Annotated in this window: 15 protein-coding genes; 14 read left to right on the forward strand and 1 reads right to left on the reverse strand. The window is 42.6% G+C overall.

What is annotated here, in order from left to right:
• Positions 1-3: 3 nt before the first annotated feature.
• The 8 genes from fmt (at position 4) to spoVM (ending at position 7,569) form a co-directional block, all read left to right on the forward strand.
• Entirely contained in the window at positions 4-951 is a 948-nt protein-coding gene (gene fmt, locus AM592_RS04970; protein WP_053602764.1) for a methionyl-tRNA formyltransferase, read from the forward strand.
• A complete protein-coding gene (gene rsmB, locus AM592_RS04975; protein ID WP_053602765.1) occupies positions 948-2,291 on the forward strand; it encodes a 16S rRNA (cytosine(967)-C(5))-methyltransferase RsmB in 1,344 nt (447 codons plus the stop codon). Before fmt ends, rsmB begins: the two co-directional genes overlap by 4 nt.
• 98 nt (positions 2,292-2,389) lie before the next feature.
• Positions 2,390-3,148, forward strand: a complete 759-nt coding sequence (locus tag AM592_RS04980; protein WP_245212780.1) for a Stp1/IreP family PP2C-type Ser/Thr phosphatase — start codon at positions 2,390-2,392, stop codon at positions 3,146-3,148.
• Positions 3,142-5,115 (forward strand): Stk1 family PASTA domain-containing Ser/Thr kinase, encoded by a 1,974-nt coding sequence (gene pknB, locus AM592_RS04985; protein WP_053602766.1) that lies wholly within the window; start codon positions 3,142-3,144, stop codon positions 5,113-5,115. Before AM592_RS04980 ends, pknB begins: the two co-directional genes overlap by 7 nt.
• 63 nt (positions 5,116-5,178) lie before the next feature.
• Complete coding sequence (gene rsgA / locus AM592_RS04990; RefSeq protein WP_053602767.1) at positions 5,179-6,078, forward strand: ribosome small subunit-dependent GTPase A; 900 nt, start codon at positions 5,179-5,181, stop codon at positions 6,076-6,078.
• A 3-nt stretch (positions 6,079-6,081) separates the two neighbouring features.
• Positions 6,082-6,741 (forward strand): ribulose-phosphate 3-epimerase, encoded by a 660-nt coding sequence (rpe, locus tag AM592_RS04995; RefSeq protein WP_053602768.1) that lies wholly within the window; start codon positions 6,082-6,084, stop codon positions 6,739-6,741.
• A 43-nt stretch (positions 6,742-6,784) separates the two neighbouring features.
• A complete protein-coding gene (locus tag AM592_RS05000) occupies positions 6,785-7,429 on the forward strand; it encodes a thiamine diphosphokinase (RefSeq protein WP_053602769.1) in 645 nt (214 codons plus the stop codon).
• A gap of 59 nt (positions 7,430-7,488) precedes the next feature.
• Positions 7,489-7,569, forward strand: coding sequence for a stage V sporulation protein SpoVM (spoVM, locus tag AM592_RS05005; RefSeq protein ID WP_053602770.1), 81 nt, complete (start codon positions 7,489-7,491; stop codon positions 7,567-7,569).
• Between the two features lie 82 nt (positions 7,570-7,651).
• Here spoVM and rpmB read toward each other — a convergent pair whose 3' ends face one another.
• Entirely contained in the window at positions 7,652-7,840 is a 189-nt protein-coding gene (gene rpmB, locus AM592_RS05010; RefSeq protein ID WP_053602771.1) for a 50S ribosomal protein L28, read from the reverse strand.
• Positions 7,841-8,118: 278 nt separating this feature from the next.
• On the opposite strand from rpmB, the gene AM592_RS05015 reads away from it, so the two are divergent.
• The 6 genes from AM592_RS05015 to plsX all read left to right on the forward strand — a co-directional run bounded on the left by AM592_RS05015 (position 8,119) and on the right by plsX (position 14,477).
• Positions 8,119-8,481, forward strand: a complete 363-nt coding sequence (locus AM592_RS05015; RefSeq protein ID WP_053602772.1) for an Asp23/Gls24 family envelope stress response protein — start codon at positions 8,119-8,121, stop codon at positions 8,479-8,481.
• A gap of 16 nt (positions 8,482-8,497) precedes the next feature.
• Complete coding sequence (locus AM592_RS05020; protein ID WP_053602773.1) at positions 8,498-10,153, forward strand: DAK2 domain-containing protein; 1,656 nt, start codon at positions 8,498-8,500, stop codon at positions 10,151-10,153.
• A gap of 161 nt (positions 10,154-10,314) precedes the next feature.
• On the forward strand, positions 10,315-10,533 hold the full coding sequence (locus tag AM592_RS05025; protein ID WP_053602774.1) for a hypothetical protein: 219 nt from the start codon (positions 10,315-10,317) through the stop codon (positions 10,531-10,533).
• Positions 10,530-12,578 (forward strand): ATP-dependent DNA helicase RecG, encoded by a 2,049-nt coding sequence (gene recG / locus AM592_RS05030; protein ID WP_053605990.1) that lies wholly within the window; start codon positions 10,530-10,532, stop codon positions 12,576-12,578. The genes AM592_RS05025 and recG overlap by 4 nt, the downstream gene beginning before the upstream one ends.
• A 327-nt stretch (positions 12,579-12,905) precedes the next feature.
• The gene (gene fapR, locus AM592_RS05035) at positions 12,906-13,472 is read left to right on the forward strand and encodes a transcription factor FapR (protein ID WP_053602775.1); all 567 of its coding nucleotides are present in this window, start codon (positions 12,906-12,908) and stop codon (positions 13,470-13,472) included.
• A gap of 15 nt (positions 13,473-13,487) precedes the next feature.
• Positions 13,488-14,477: a phosphate acyltransferase PlsX gene (gene plsX / locus AM592_RS05040; protein ID WP_053602776.1), complete on the forward strand. Its 990-nt coding sequence runs from the start codon at positions 13,488-13,490 to the stop codon at positions 14,475-14,477.
• The last annotated feature ends 2 nt before the right edge of the window (positions 14,478-14,479 follow it).

Here is a 14,479-nt window from a genome sequence, read left to right on the forward strand (position 1 = left end):
AAAATGATACGAATCGTTTTCATGGGCACACCGGGTTTTTCGGTGCCGATTTTAAAAACGCTTCTTCATGACGGCTATGAGGTTGTGGCTGTAGTGACCCAGCCCGATCGACCAAAAGGAAGGAAAAAAGAGTTGACACCGCCTCCTGTTAAAGAAGAGGCTCTCCTGCACGATATTCCGGTTTTGCAGCCTGAAAGAGTTAGAGATGAAAATGAGCTGAAAAAAATTATTGATTTACAGCCTGATTTAATCGTTACTGCAGCATTCGGACAAATTCTTCCTAAACAGCTTCTTGATGCCCCGCGACTCGGCTGTATTAATGTTCACGCTTCTCTTTTGCCGGAGCTTCGCGGAGGTGCTCCCATTCATTATGCGATTCTGGAGGGCAAGAAAAAGACCGGGATCACAATTATGTACATGGCAGAAAAATTAGATGCCGGCGATATTCTCACTAAAGCAGAGGTTGTCATCGAAGAACAAGATACGGTCGGAACACTCCATGATAAGCTGAGCGTATCAGGTTCGCAACTTTTATCTAAAACGATCCCGGATTTAATCGAAGGAAAAATCAAGCCTGAACAGCAAGACGATACGAAAGCGACCTATGCTCCGAATATTAAAAGAGAGCAAGAGGTTATTGATTGGTCAAAAAATGGAGATGACTTATATAACCAAATCAGAGGCCTGAATCCATGGCCTGTCGCATATACAATCTTTAATGGCAATGTGTTGAAGGTATGGAGGGCTGAAAAGCTAAAAAATGAAAATAAGAGAGAACCCGGAACAATAATCGGAGTAGATTTTGACGGGTTTGTCGTCTCTACCGGAAACGATATCGCGTTAAAAATTACCGAACTTCAACCGTCTGGAAAAAGAAGGATGACGGGAGAAGAATTTTTGCGAGGCGCTGATTTACATATTGGAATGAAACTAGGGATGAAAGCAAAATGAAAAAAATGAATGTAAGAGATGTTGCGTTAGATGCATTACTAAAGCTTGAACAGAATCAGGCGTACAGCAACCTTCTCCTTCAATCCGTAATTAAACAGAAGGAGATGATAAACACGGACCGCGCCCTGCTGACAGAATTGGTTTACGGAACGTTGCAAAATCAACTCGCACTTGATTTTATGCTCGCTCCATTTGTAAAGAAACCAAAAAAAGTGGATCAATGGGTTCGTAATTTATTGAGACTTTCTTTATACCAAATGGTGTATTTAGAAAAAATTCCTGATCGGGCCGTATTCTATGAAGCGGTTGAAATTGCAAAGAACAGAGGCCATAAAGGGACGGCATCCTTCGTAAACGGTGTGCTTCGTTCCATTCAACGAGAAGGAGTTCCCTCTTTTGATGATATAAAGGATCAGGTGAAACGACTTGCGATAAAAACGAGCCACCCTGAATGGCTCGTTCAAAAGTGGGTGAATTCGTATGGATATGAGCAGACGGAAAAAATTTGCCATATTCATTTAGTGCCGCCAAAACAGACGCTTCGTGTGAATCAGCTGAAAACAGATAAAGAGACTCTTATGCAAGAATTACATGAGGAAGGGTATCAGGTTGCTGAAGGAGACTTGTCGCCCAATGCGATTAAGCTGGAAAAAGGAACGATTGCTAACAGCAGATTTTTTAAAGAAGGTTATGTGACGATTCAAGATGAAAGCTCGATGTTAGTTGCAAGAGCTCTTGGTGTAGAGGCGGGAGAAACCGTGCTGGATGCCTGTGCTGCTCCAGGTGGGAAATCAACCCATATGGCTGAAATGATGAATAACACCGGACACATTCTCTCTTTGGACCTCCATAAACATAAGATGAAATTGATCAACCAAGCTGCCGAAAGGCTTGCTCTAGATATCGTGGAAACTCGCCAAATGGATGCAAGGGAGGCTGCAATGTCACTGGCAAAGGAGAGCTTTGATAAAATTTTGGTTGATGCTCCGTGTTCCGGGTTTGGTGTTATCCGGAGAAAACCGGACGTGAAATACAGCAAAACGCCAGATGACAATGAACGTCTTGCCGAGATTCAAGCTTCTATACTAAATAGCGTTTCGGGAACATTAAAAAAAGGTGGTACACTTGTTTACAGTACGTGTACAATGGACCCAACGGAGAACGAACAAGTAATTCATGCTTTCTTAAAGGAACATCCGGAATTTGAAGTGGATTGTGCGCTGAAGGACAGGCTTCCCAAAAAAGTTGAAAACTATTGCAATGATGGACGTATTCAGCTTCTCCCCCACTATTTTGGTACGGACGGATTTTTTATTTGCAGCATGAAAAGGAAGGTGTAACAAATGGGACAGTGGACGAGAAAGCAAGGCTGCGGCCGAGTGGCTGCACTTGTACAAGTGAGTGAGATACGCCAAGAAGAAATGAGGTGAAAATCATATTGAATACAGTTTTTCTAACGGATAAAGGGAGAGTCCGTCCCCATAACGAAGATGATGGCGGTATTTTCAATGGCCAAAAAGACAATTTGTTAGCTGTGGTTTCGGATGGCATGGGAGGACATCTCGCCGGTGAAGTTGCAAGCAGGATGGCTGTGTCCACTTTAAAAGATTTTTGGGTACAAGAAGAACTGAGACCAAAAACCCCGGCTGATGCAGAGGCTTGGCTTTCTGAAAAAATCAAGACAGTCAATCAAGTCATTTACGATTACGCAGCCATCCATCCTGAATGTCAAGGGATGGGTACAACGATAGTTTGTGCGCTGTTTACCGGAAGCTTCGTTACAATTGCTCATATCGGCGACAGCAGATGCTATCTTTTGCGCGAAGGAAGCTTGCGCCAGGTTACCGAGGACCATTCTCTCGTGAATGAGCTCGTGCGTACTGGCAGTCTGTCTAAAGAAGATGCTGAGAACCATCCGAGAAAAAATGTCATTACGAAAGCGCTTGGCACCGATCAATCTGTTGAAATTGATGTTCGTACGATTGAATTTGAAAATAATGAGCTGCTTTTATTATGCTCGGACGGATTAACAGATAAAGTCGATGAAAACGAGATAGCTGAAATTCTTAAAAATGAGATTTCCCTTGAAGAAAAAGCTTCGGTGTTAATAGATATCGCAAATCAAAATGGAGGAGAAGATAATATTACGGTGGCCATACTGGAACTTCCTTCCCAAGAAGGTGAAGCATCGTGTTAATCGGAAAGCGAATCAGCGGACGTTACCAAGTTCTTCGCGTTATTGGCGGGGGCGGAATGGCGAATGTTTATTTGGCCGAGGACATGATACTTGATCGTGAGGTAGCGATAAAAGTTCTCCGGTTTGATTTTGTGAATGATAATGATTTTATCCGTCGGTTTCGAAGGGAAGCCCAATCTGCAACAAGTCTCGACCATCCGAATATCGTAAGCATTTATGATGTAGGTGAAGAGGGCGACATTTACTACATTGTTATGGAATATGTTGAAGGCATGACCTTAAAGGAATACATAAAAGTAAATGGACCGCTTCATCCGCAAGAAGCAGCCCAGATTATGGAACAGATTGTTTCTGCAATGGAGCATGCGCATCAAAACCATATCGTACACAGAGACATCAAACCCCATAACATATTAATTAATCATTTCGGTGAAGTAAAAGTAACCGATTTTGGAATTGCAATGGCTCTCAGCTCGAGTACTATCACCCATACCAATGCGGTTCTCGGATCTGTCCATTATTTGTCGCCGGAACAGGCAAGAGGCGGACTAGCTACAAAAAAATCGGATATCTATGCGCTCGGAATTGTTTTATTTGAGCTTGTGACAGGAAGGATGCCGTTTGAAGGTGAATCAGCCGTCAGCATAGCGTTAAAACATTTGCAATCCGATACGCCATCAGCAAAAAGGTGGAACCCTTTAGTCCCGCAAAGTCTGGAAAACATCATATTAAAAGCGATGGCGAAGGATCCTTTTCACCGATATAATTCTGCAGAAGAAATGGAACAGGACTTACGGTCGGCATTTGACCCGGAGCGGTTAAACGAAAATCGGTTTACGATCCCGGCAGATGATGAAATGACAAAAGCAATTCCTGTTATTAAAGATTCGCACGTTCATTCAGAAGAAACTCTAGTCCATGGACAAAAAAATCAAGCGCAGCATTCAACGGAAGGCGAAGGAGCCAATCAGAAAGAGGATCAGAAGAAACCTAAGAAAAAGAAGAAAAAATGGCCGATTGTTTTGCTGACAATTTTTCTCATGCTGATTGCATCAGGTGTACTCGCTGTCTTCGTATATCCTTCTATATTTTTCCCTCCGGATGTGGAGGTGCCGGATGTTTCCGGACTAGAAGTAGATGAAGCAAATAATATCCTTAAGGATAAAGGACTCGTAGTCGCGGGAGATTCGTTTAAAATTAAAGATGAAACGATTGAAGCCGGCAAGATCGTACGGACGAACCCGCAAACAGGCACCGTTGTCAAGGAAGGCAGCCAGATCCAGCTTTATGAAAGCACAGGGAAAGAAACTGTACAATTAGACAACCTAATCGGGGAAAATATAGATCGTGCAAAAGAAACTTTGACACGCAAAGGGTTTCAGCGTATCCGGACAGAAGAAGTCAATGATGATAGTGAAGTCGGTACGATCATCGACCAGGCTCCGTCTGCTGACAGCAATGTCGTTCCTGAAGATGACGAAATTGTCTTAACAGTCAGCAAGGGACCTGAAGAGATTGAATTGCGGGATTTGCAAACCTATTCCAAACAGGCGGCAGCTGCATATTTAGATGATAACGGTTTAAAAATGGCTGAGAAGGAAGCCCATTCAGAGGATATTGCAGAAGGACAGGTCATTGAGCAAAAGCCGGCCGCAGGGGAATCTGTGAAGCCGGGAGACGAAATTGAATTGACATTTTCCCTTGGACCAGAGGAAAAACCGATCAAAACAGTCACTGAGGAAGTAGACATACCTTATGAGCCGGCTACACCCGGTGAGGAATTGAGTGTACAGATATCGATTGACGATGCCGAGCATAGCATATCCGATCCATATGAAACGTTCACAATTACGGAGCCGGCCAAAAGATCTATCGAATTTAAAATCGCACCTGACCAAAAAGGGTATTATCAAGTGACAATTAACAATCGACTCGTCAGTTCGAAAACAATCGAATATCCTGAGTAAAAAATGAATTTCAAACCGTAGATTGTTAGACGAACCAACCTGGAAAAAACAAGGAGGAAGGGTATGCCGGAGGGCAAAATTATTAAAGCGCTAAGCGGTTTTTATTATGTACTGGATGACAAATCAGAAAGCAGCAACCCTCAGATCGTTCAATGCAGGGGAAGAGGTAATTTCAGAAAAAACAAAATAACCCCTTTGGTGGGGGATCATGTTGTCTATCAAGCGGATAACGATAAAGAGGGTTATTTGCTTGAAATTAAAAAACGTGATAACGAACTAATCCGTCCGCCAATCAGCAACGTCGATCAGGCGGTGCTTGTATGTTCAGCTGCGAAACCAACATTTAGTACGGCACTCTTGGACCGTTTTTTAGTGCTGGTTGAGTCAAACGGCATTATCCCAATTGTCTGCATAACAAAGATGGATTTAGCCGAAGAACCATTGAAACAACAACTGAATAACATCGCTGAGGAGTATCGAAATATTGGCTATTCCGTTTATTTAACTTCGACCAAAGACGATACAGGTATACTTGATGTTAGAAGGGATTTCGACAATAAAATTACTGTTTTTGCAGGACAGTCGGGTGTTGGCAAGTCTTCGCTGTTAAATGCGATTAGCCCGAAGCTGCAATTGAAAACAGATGACATATCTTCTCATCTTGGAAGGGGAAAGCATACGACGCGGCACGTGGAGTTATTAAGCATTGGCGGCGGACTTGTCGCTGACACTCCTGGGTTTAGCTCATTGGAATTTACAGATCTGACGCTAGAAGAACTTGAATCTGCATTTTTAGACATTCATGACATTGGAGCCGGCTGCAAGTTCAGAGGATGCATGCATATAAAAGAGCCGGGTTGTGCTGTAAAAGAATCTGTCGAAGCGCATGAAATTCCTTCTTATCGATACAATCATTATGTGGAGTTTTTCTCAGAAATAAAAGATAGAAAGCCGAGGTATTAAAAAATGACAAAAATAGCACCTTCCATCCTATCCGCGAATTTTGCAAAATTGGCTGATGAAATTATTGATGTAGAAAAAGGAGGGGCGGATTATATTCATGTCGATGTAATGGACGGGCATTTTGTTCCAAACATTACAATCGGCCCATTAATTGTTGAGGCAATCCGACCTGTCACACAGCTTCCGTTAGATGTTCATTTGATGATCGAGAATCCAGATCAGTACATCCCAGCATTTTCGAAAGCGGGTGCTGATATTTTGTCCGTTCATGTAGAGGCTTGCCCTCACCTTCACAGAACAATCCAGCTTATTAAAGACAATGGGGTAAAGCCGGGCGTTGTAATTAACCCGCACACGCCAGTCCAAAGCATCCAACACGTGATTGCCGAGGTTGATTTGGTGCTATTAATGACAGTAAATCCCGGTTTCGGAGGACAGTCGTTTATTCCGGATGTATTATCAAAAATTTCCGAGGTCGCTCACCTTGCTGAGAAAATAGGAAAAAAGGATTTGTTAATTGAAGTAGATGGTGGAGTAAACGTTGAAACTGCCAAGTCATGCGTAGATGCTGGAGCGAACCTTTTAGTAGCCGGTTCAGCAGTTTTTAATCAAAATGATCGTAAAAAAGCGATTGAGACAATTAAGAAATCGTTGAATGCTTAGTTATAAATAATAAAATTATGTAAACTAAAAGGCGGAAATCGTTGTGCAGAGAGTTTGCATTGTTGCCGGTGGTCCAGAAAATCTGCTCCCGGATTTAAGAGAATACGATGAAAAAGGCACTCAATGGGCGGGTGTAGACAAAGGAACAGTTTATTTAGTAAATAGCGGGATCATGCCGCAAGAAGCCTTTGGCGATTTTGACAGTATTACACTTGTTGAAAAGGATATCATCGAAAGAAAAGCAAGTCATATTCATATTTACCAAAGAGAGAAAGACCAAACTGATCTTGAAATTGCTGTCGACTGGGCTTTAAGCCAATCGCCAAAGGAGCTGCTGTTGTTTGGAATTACCGGCGGGCGGATGGATCATGCGTTAGTAAATATTCAGCTATTATGTAAAAGTATAAATACCAAAACTCAGATGGTGCTCATCGATAAACAAAATCGGATCCAAATGTTTTCCCCGGGCAGCTACACTGTAGAAAAAGACTCGGCAAAAAAATATATTTCATTTCTCCCTTTTTCCGAAAAAGTACGGGGATTAACCCTTGAAGGCTTTAAATATTCTTTGGATAACATGCATATTGAGCCTGGTTCCACACTATGTATTAGTAACGAGCTGAATTTTTCAATAGGTACTTTTTCCTTTACTAATGGCATATTAATAATGGTAAGGAGTTCTGACTAATATTTTATTTGTAGGCTTGCATACAAGGGGATGCCGTTACATCTGAGGAGGGAATGGAAATGAAATTTTATACCATTAAGCTGCCTAAGTTTATCGGTGGAATCGTTCGGGCGATGCTTGGCACTTTTAGAAAAGAATAAAGCTATGAGATATTGAAGACAAGGAAAAACGCCTCTCGAATGAGAAGGCGTTCTTTGTTGCTCATTTAAAAATCATAAACGGTTATACCCGTTCAATTTTTCCGGATTTCAAAGCTCTAGCAGATACATACACTTTTTTTGGCTTTCCGTTAACCAAAATACGAACTTTTTGAAGGTTCGCTCCCCACGTACGTTTTGATGCATTCATTGCGTGAGATCTAGAATTTCCAGCGTGAGTTTTTTTACCTGTAATCACACATTTGCGTGCCATTTGTTTCCCTCCTAACTGCGAAAAACATCTAAACGAAAACTTGTGTTGAATAGATGGTTTTAGATACGTTAATAATTTACCACAGGGCTATACCGTTTGCAAGCCTTGCAACACTTGCTTTAAAGAAATTTTCCTTGACAACTTGAAATGAAAATTTTCTTGTAGTATAAGTATAAACGACTTTCGATTTGTTTCTTTTCCTGTTCATTTCTTTTAAATCAATGGTTCGTATAGTAGAATAGTTGTATCTCAGCCCAACTTAAAAAGGAGGGACCAACGTGTCCATTGAATTACAGACAAAATACGGACAAATTGATATTTCGAATGAGGTAATTGGAATGGTTGCCGGAGGAGCCGCGATTGATTGTTACGGAATCGTGGGAATGGCTTCTAAAAATCAAATTAAAGATGGACTCACAGAGATTCTTCGTAAAGAAAACTTTAGCAAAGGAGTCCTCGTAAGGCAAGAAAATGACCGGCTACATATCGATATGTACATCATTGTCAGCTATGGGACAAAAATATCTGAGGTAGCACATAATGTACAGAATAAAGTTAAATACACGTTAGACCATACAGTAGGGTTAGCGGCAGACTCTGTTAATATATATGTACAGGGAGTACGAGTGACGAACCCGTAGTTAGGAGGAATTTTCAGTGGCAATTGAAAGACTTGATGGGAAAGCATTTGCGGACATGATTTTATCCGGCGCGCACAATCTTTCACAAAACGCCGATGTTGTGGATGCATTGAATGTATTCCCAGTGCCGGATGGCGATACGGGCACAAATATGAATTTATCAATGACTTCAGGTGCAAAAGAAGTAGAAATGACAGATTCCGATCATATCGGCCAAGTAGCCAAAAACCTGTCCAAAGGATTGCTGATGGGTGCGCGCGGAAATTCTGGAGTCATTCTTTCTCAGCTATTTAGAGGGTTTGGTAAATCAATAGAACAAGAGCAAACGATTGATTCGGTCCAATTTGCCAGAGCGTTTCAAGCAGGAGTCGACACAGCCTATAAAGCAGTGATGAAGCCTGTCGAAGGAACAATACTAACTGTAGCGAAAGATGCAGCCAAGAAAGCGATTTCAGAAGCGGAAAACGAGAAGGATATTATTAAAATCATGGAGACGGTAGCGGCAGAAGCTTCAAGCTCTTTAAAACGCACCCCCGATCTGCTTCCGGTCTTAAAGGAAGTCGGGGTTGTGGACAGCGGCGGTCAAGGCCTGGTGTATGTCTACCAAGGATTTTTGGCTTCTTTAAAGGGAGAAAAGCTTTTAAAGAGTGACGCATCTCTTCCTTCCTTAGGAGATCTTGTTAAGGCTGAGCACCATAAAAGCGCGCAAAGCCATATGAACACTGAAGATATTGAGTTTGGCTATTGTACTGAGTTCATGGTGAAATTGGAAGATGAAAAAGAGCCATTCAACGAAGAAAAATTTCGTGAAGACTTAAGCCAATTTGGTGATTCATTGCTTGTCATTGCAGATGAAAGCCTGGCAAAGGTTCACATTCATGCAGAGCACCCGGGGGAAGCACTCAATTATGGGCAAACATACGGGAGTTTGGTCAATATTAAAATAGAAAACATGAGAGAACAACACACAAGCCTCTTAAACAAACAAACAGAACGGACTTCGAGGAAGGAAAAAAACGAATATGGCATCGTAACAGTTGCCATGGGAGATGGGATAACCGAACTCTTTAAAAGCTTGGGAGCTTCTTCTGTCATTGAAGGCGGGCAAACGATGAACCCGAGTACTGAGGATATTCTCGAAGCTGTTAAGCAGGCAAACGCAAAAACAGTATATATTCTGCCGAATAATTCGAATATAGTAATGGCTGCTAATCAGGCTGCCAGCGTGCTGGAGGAGAAAGTTTTCGTTATTCCGACAAAAAATGTGCCTCAAGGAATGTCTGCCTTGCTTGCATTCAATCCCGACACCGGACCGGCTGACAATGAAAATAGAATGAACGAGGCTATCAATCATGTGAAAGCCGGTCAAGTCACCTATTCGGTAAGAGATACTCAGATAGATGGCCATCAAATTAAAAAAGATGACTACATGGGTATTATGGACGGGAAGATTGTGGCGACAGCAGAAAATCATTTAGAAGCGGCCAAGAGCCTATTGGAAAAAATGATTGACGGTGACGACGAAATTGTCACCATCATTGTAGGGCAGGATGTCGCGGAGAATGAAACAGAAGATTTGGCTTCATTTGCAAACAGCAGGTTTGAGGAGATGGAAGTTGAAATTCATCATGGAAATCAGCCGCTATACTCCTACATTATTGCGGTCGAATAATTTTGAAACAATAGAAGAGCGGTTTGCTCTTCTATTTATATTTTCTCCGATATTGAAGTTTTGGCGGCACGCGGCTTGCCATTATTTCAGAGACCGATTAGTCTGATATTATGAATATAATTATGCGATCACACTCACTTGACGAGAGGGGAAGACAAGTGATGGAATACAGAAACGTTTTTGATATAACCCAGCCAGCCATTACTTTCATCGGATTTATTAGCAGGATTCCTAGGGATGGGGCCGCCAATGCGATGTATAAATTCGTCCGGAAGGTACCGGCTGCTTTACGAATGGCATGCCGAAATGGTTATACGTCCACTCTTACCGGAAGAGGGCTGGAAAAAAAGTTATTCGCAAGGGAAGTATGGAAACCGTGAAAAAGAATCTGCAGGATCCTATCTCCGTAATTAAAGGAATTGGGGAAGAAACCGCAAAAGTATTAAATGAGCTTGGAATCTATACCGTTTCCGATCTTTTGAACTATTTTCCTTATCGTTATGAAGATTATGAGGCTCGGAATCTTGAAGAAGTAAAGCATGATGAAAACGTTACAGTTGAAGGGAAGGTTCACAGCGAGCCTTCTCTTACCTATTACGGAAAAAAACGGTCGCGCCTTACCTTCAGGCTGCTGACGGAAAACTTCCTAATAACGGTGATCTGTTTTAATCGGCCTTATTTGAAGAAAAAACTGGAGCTTAACGCATTAGTATCGGTTTCAGGGAAGTGGGATAAAAACAGGCAAGCTGTCACGATGAACGAGCTGAAAATCGGTACATACGATTCGGATGGCACAATAGAGCCCATCTATTCGGTAAAAGAAAGAGTTACCGTGAAAATGATGAGACGATACATTCAGGAAGCATTGAACCAATATGCTAATGATGTACAGGATCCATTGCCGAACCGATTGAGGACGACATACAAGCTGCCTGATTATAAGGATGCGCTTACTATTATACACGCGCCGAAAGATCGAGAGTCTTTGAAACATGCGCGCCGCCGTTTTATTTATGAAGAATTTCTTCTCTTCCAATTAAAAATGCAAGCTTTCCGAAAAATTCAAAGAGAACGCTCAATAGGAATCCAGCATCAGCTTAGGAAAACTGATCTAGATCCGTTTATTAATAGACTGCCTTATTCCCTTACAGAAGCCCAATCGAAATCGTTAAACGAAATTATTGGTGATATGGCATCACCGCATACGATGAATCGACTGTTGCAGGGAGACGTCGGCTCTGGCAAAACAGCTGTGGCTGCCATTGCATTATACGGTGCATGTGTTTCGGGGTATCAGGGTGCAATGATGGTTCCGACTGAAATCCTTGCTGAGCAGCATGCCGATTCCTTGCATGCCATGTTTGAACAACATCAAATTCAGATCGGCCTGTTGACTAGTTCTGTAAAGGGCAAAGCGAGAAAAGAGCTGCTTGAACGTTTAAAAAGCGGTGAGATTCAAATTCTCGTCGGTACGCACGCTGTCATTCAAGTAGAAGTGGAATTCAAGCAGCTCGGCCTCGTCATCACGGATGAACAGCACCGATTTGGCGTCGAGCAAAGAAAAAAACTAAAAAGCAAAGGCAAGGATCCGGACGTACTGTTTATGACGGCGACACCTATTCCGAGGACGCTGGCGATTACTGTCTACGGTGAAATGGATGTTTCTGTCATTGATGAGCTTCCAGCCGGACGAAAAAAAATTGAAACATACTGGGTAAAGCACGATATGTTGGAAAGAATCATTGCTTTTGTTGAAAAAGAGCTTCGCAAAGGGAGGCAAGCTTATGTCGTTTGCCCTTTAATCGAAGAGTCTGAAAAACTGGATGTCCAGAACGCACTTGACGTTCATAGTATGCTCACTCATGCGCTTAACGGCCGATGGAAGGTAGGGCTTATGCATGGAAAGCTGCCTGCAGATGAAAAAGAACAGATCATGAGAAGCTTCAGCGGAAATGAATGCCACATCTTAGTATCTACGACGGTCATAGAGGTAGGGGTCAATGTGCCAAACGCCTCCATTATGGTCATTTATGATGCCGACCGCTTCGGATTATCCCAGCTGCACCAGCTAAGAGGGCGGGTAGGAAGGGGAGATAATCAGTCCTTCTGTATTTTAATGGCTGATCCCAAATCTGAAACAGGCAAAGAACGGATGAGAATAATGACCGAAACGACAGATGGCTTTAAGCTGTCCGAAAAAGATTTGGAGCTGCGCGGACCGGGGGATTTTTTTGGCAGAAAACAAAGCGGGCTTCCTGATTTCAAAGTTGCCGATATGGTTCATGACTACCGCGCCCTTGAAACGGCAAGGCGAGATGCAGCCGAACTCATATCCTCGAACACTTTTTGGACGGAGCAAGAATATTCAGCACTTAGGATTTATTTAGAGAACAGCGGGGCGCTAAAAGGTGAAAAGCTCAGTTGATTTTCATACTATATAAAAGAGGATTCCTTCGTGAGAGGCATTTTGTCCAATAGCGAACAAATGGTGTTCCCGACCGCACATGATGCTTTTTTCCATAGTTTAAGCAGAGCATGCGGTCGATTAGGAATCTGCCGGGATTCCATTGCATTCTAATCTATGAGATTATATACTACTGTTAGGACCTAGTCATAATACGAAGAATTTAATCAGTGACAGGTGATGACGTATTGGATTGAATTCATTACAACGGACGTCTTAGGTTTCACACTTAGTTAACCACACTGATTATCATATGAACTAATTTCTCCGCGGATGGTGTGAAAAACGATGAGAAAAAATAAAAAAGAACGCCAGGAACTGCTTCAGCAAACCATACGGTCGACACCATTCATAACAGATGAAGAGCTTGCAGAGAAATTTGAAGTCAGCATACAGACGATAAGATTAGACCGATTGGAGCTTTCCATTCCTGAGCTTAGAGAACGAATTAAATCAGTTGCTGAACAAACGCTCCAGGACGAGGTGAAATCCCTGCCGATCGATGAAGTGATCGGTGAAATTGTTGATTTAAATCTGGATGAGCAGGCGATATCAATTTTAGAGATAAAAGATGAGCACGTGTTCAGCCGCAACCAAATCGCAAGGGGGCATCATTTATTTGCCCAAGCAAATTCGCTGGCAGTTGCTGTCATAGATGATGAGCTTGCCCTTACTGCAAAAGCGAGCATCCGATTTTCCAGGCAGGTTAAGCAGGGAGAACGGGTCGTAGCGAAAGCAAAAGTTATGAATTTGGATAAACCAAAAGGGTGGACTGCAGTCGCAGTAAACAGCTACGTTTCAGAAGAACTTGTATTTTCAGGCACCTTTGAAATGTATCGCTCAAAACAAACGTAAAAGGTGGAAATTCGAATGAGAATTGCAGTAGACGCAATGGGAGGAGACAATGCTCCTGATGCAGTCATCGAAGGTGTGACGAAAGGGATTCAAGCATTTAAGGATCTTGAAATTACACTTGTGGGCGATAAACAAACGATTGAAAGCAAATTAACTTCCACAGAACGATTGACGATTCTTCATGCAGATGAAGTGATAGAAGCCACGGATGAGCCGGTGCGCGCGGTGAGAAGAAAGAAGAATTCTTCTATGGTCCTCATGGCGAAGGAAGTAGCCGAGAAGCGGGCAGATGCATGCATCTCCGCAGGAAATACGGGAGCGCTTATGACAGCTGGTTTGTTTATCGTTGGCCGAATTGACGGAATCGACCGCCCGGCTCTTGCTCCTACTTTGCCAACGATAAATGCAGAAGGATTTTTGCTTTTGGATGTTGGGGCAAACGTAGACGCGAAGCCTGAGCATCTCCTGCAATATGCAATGATGGGATCCGTGTATGCAGAACGGGTAATGACGATCAAAAAGCCGCGGGTCGGCCTTCTGAATGTCGGAACTGAGGATAAAAAAGGGAACGAATTAACGAAGGGTGCCTTTACGCTTTTAAAAGAGTCCGATCTTCATTTCATAGGCAACGTTGAATCTAGAGATATGCTTGGAGGCGTGGCTGACGTCATTGTGACTGACGGATTTACAGGGAATGTCGCCTTGAAAACAGTGGAAGGCACTGCTCTTTCATTGTTTCAAATGCTAAAATCTTCTCTTACATCAAGCGTTAGTGCAAAGCTGGCAGCCGCTGTTCTAAAACCAAAGCTATTAGAGATGAGAAAAAAAATGGATTACTCTGAATATGGGGGAGCGGGACTCTTTGGTTTAAAAGCGCCGGTCATCAAGGCTCACGGGTCTTCTAATTCAGATGCGGTATACCATGCGATCCGGCAGGCGAGAGAAATGGTCAGCCAAAACGTAACATCCTTTATTACTGAAGGCATTAGCAAGAAAGATAATTAATT

This window comes from Bacillus gobiensis (genome assembly GCF_001278705.1).
Classification (GTDB): Bacteria; Bacillota; Bacilli; order Bacillales; family Bacillaceae; genus Bacillus; species Bacillus gobiensis.

Excerpts from the sequence above, each read along its gene's own strand:
- fmt (WP_053602764.1), top strand. The coding sequence starts at position 4 with ATGATACGAATCGTTTTCATGGGCACACCGGGTTTTTCGGTGCCGATT.
- rsmB (WP_053602765.1), top strand. The coding sequence starts at position 948 with ATGAAAAAAATGAATGTAAGAGATGTTGCGTTAGATGCATTACTAAAG.
- rsgA (WP_053602767.1), top strand. The coding sequence starts at position 5,179 with ATGCCGGAGGGCAAAATTATTAAAGCGCTAAGCGGTTTTTATTATGTA.
- rpe (WP_053602768.1), top strand. The coding sequence starts at position 6,082 with ATGACAAAAATAGCACCTTCCATCCTATCCGCGAATTTTGCAAAATTG.
- spoVM (WP_053602770.1), top strand. The coding sequence starts at position 7,489 with ATGAAATTTTATACCATTAAGCTGCCTAAGTTTATCGGTGGAATCGTT.
- rpmB (WP_053602771.1), bottom strand. The coding sequence starts at position 7,840 with ATGGCACGCAAATGTGTGATTACAGGTAAAAAAACTCACGCTGGAAAT.
- AM592_RS05025 (WP_053602774.1), top strand. The coding sequence starts at position 10,315 with ATGGAATACAGAAACGTTTTTGATATAACCCAGCCAGCCATTACTTTC.
- fapR (WP_053602775.1), top strand. The coding sequence starts at position 12,906 with ATGAGAAAAAATAAAAAAGAACGCCAGGAACTGCTTCAGCAAACCATA.
- plsX (WP_053602776.1), top strand. The coding sequence starts at position 13,488 with ATGAGAATTGCAGTAGACGCAATGGGAGGAGACAATGCTCCTGATGCA.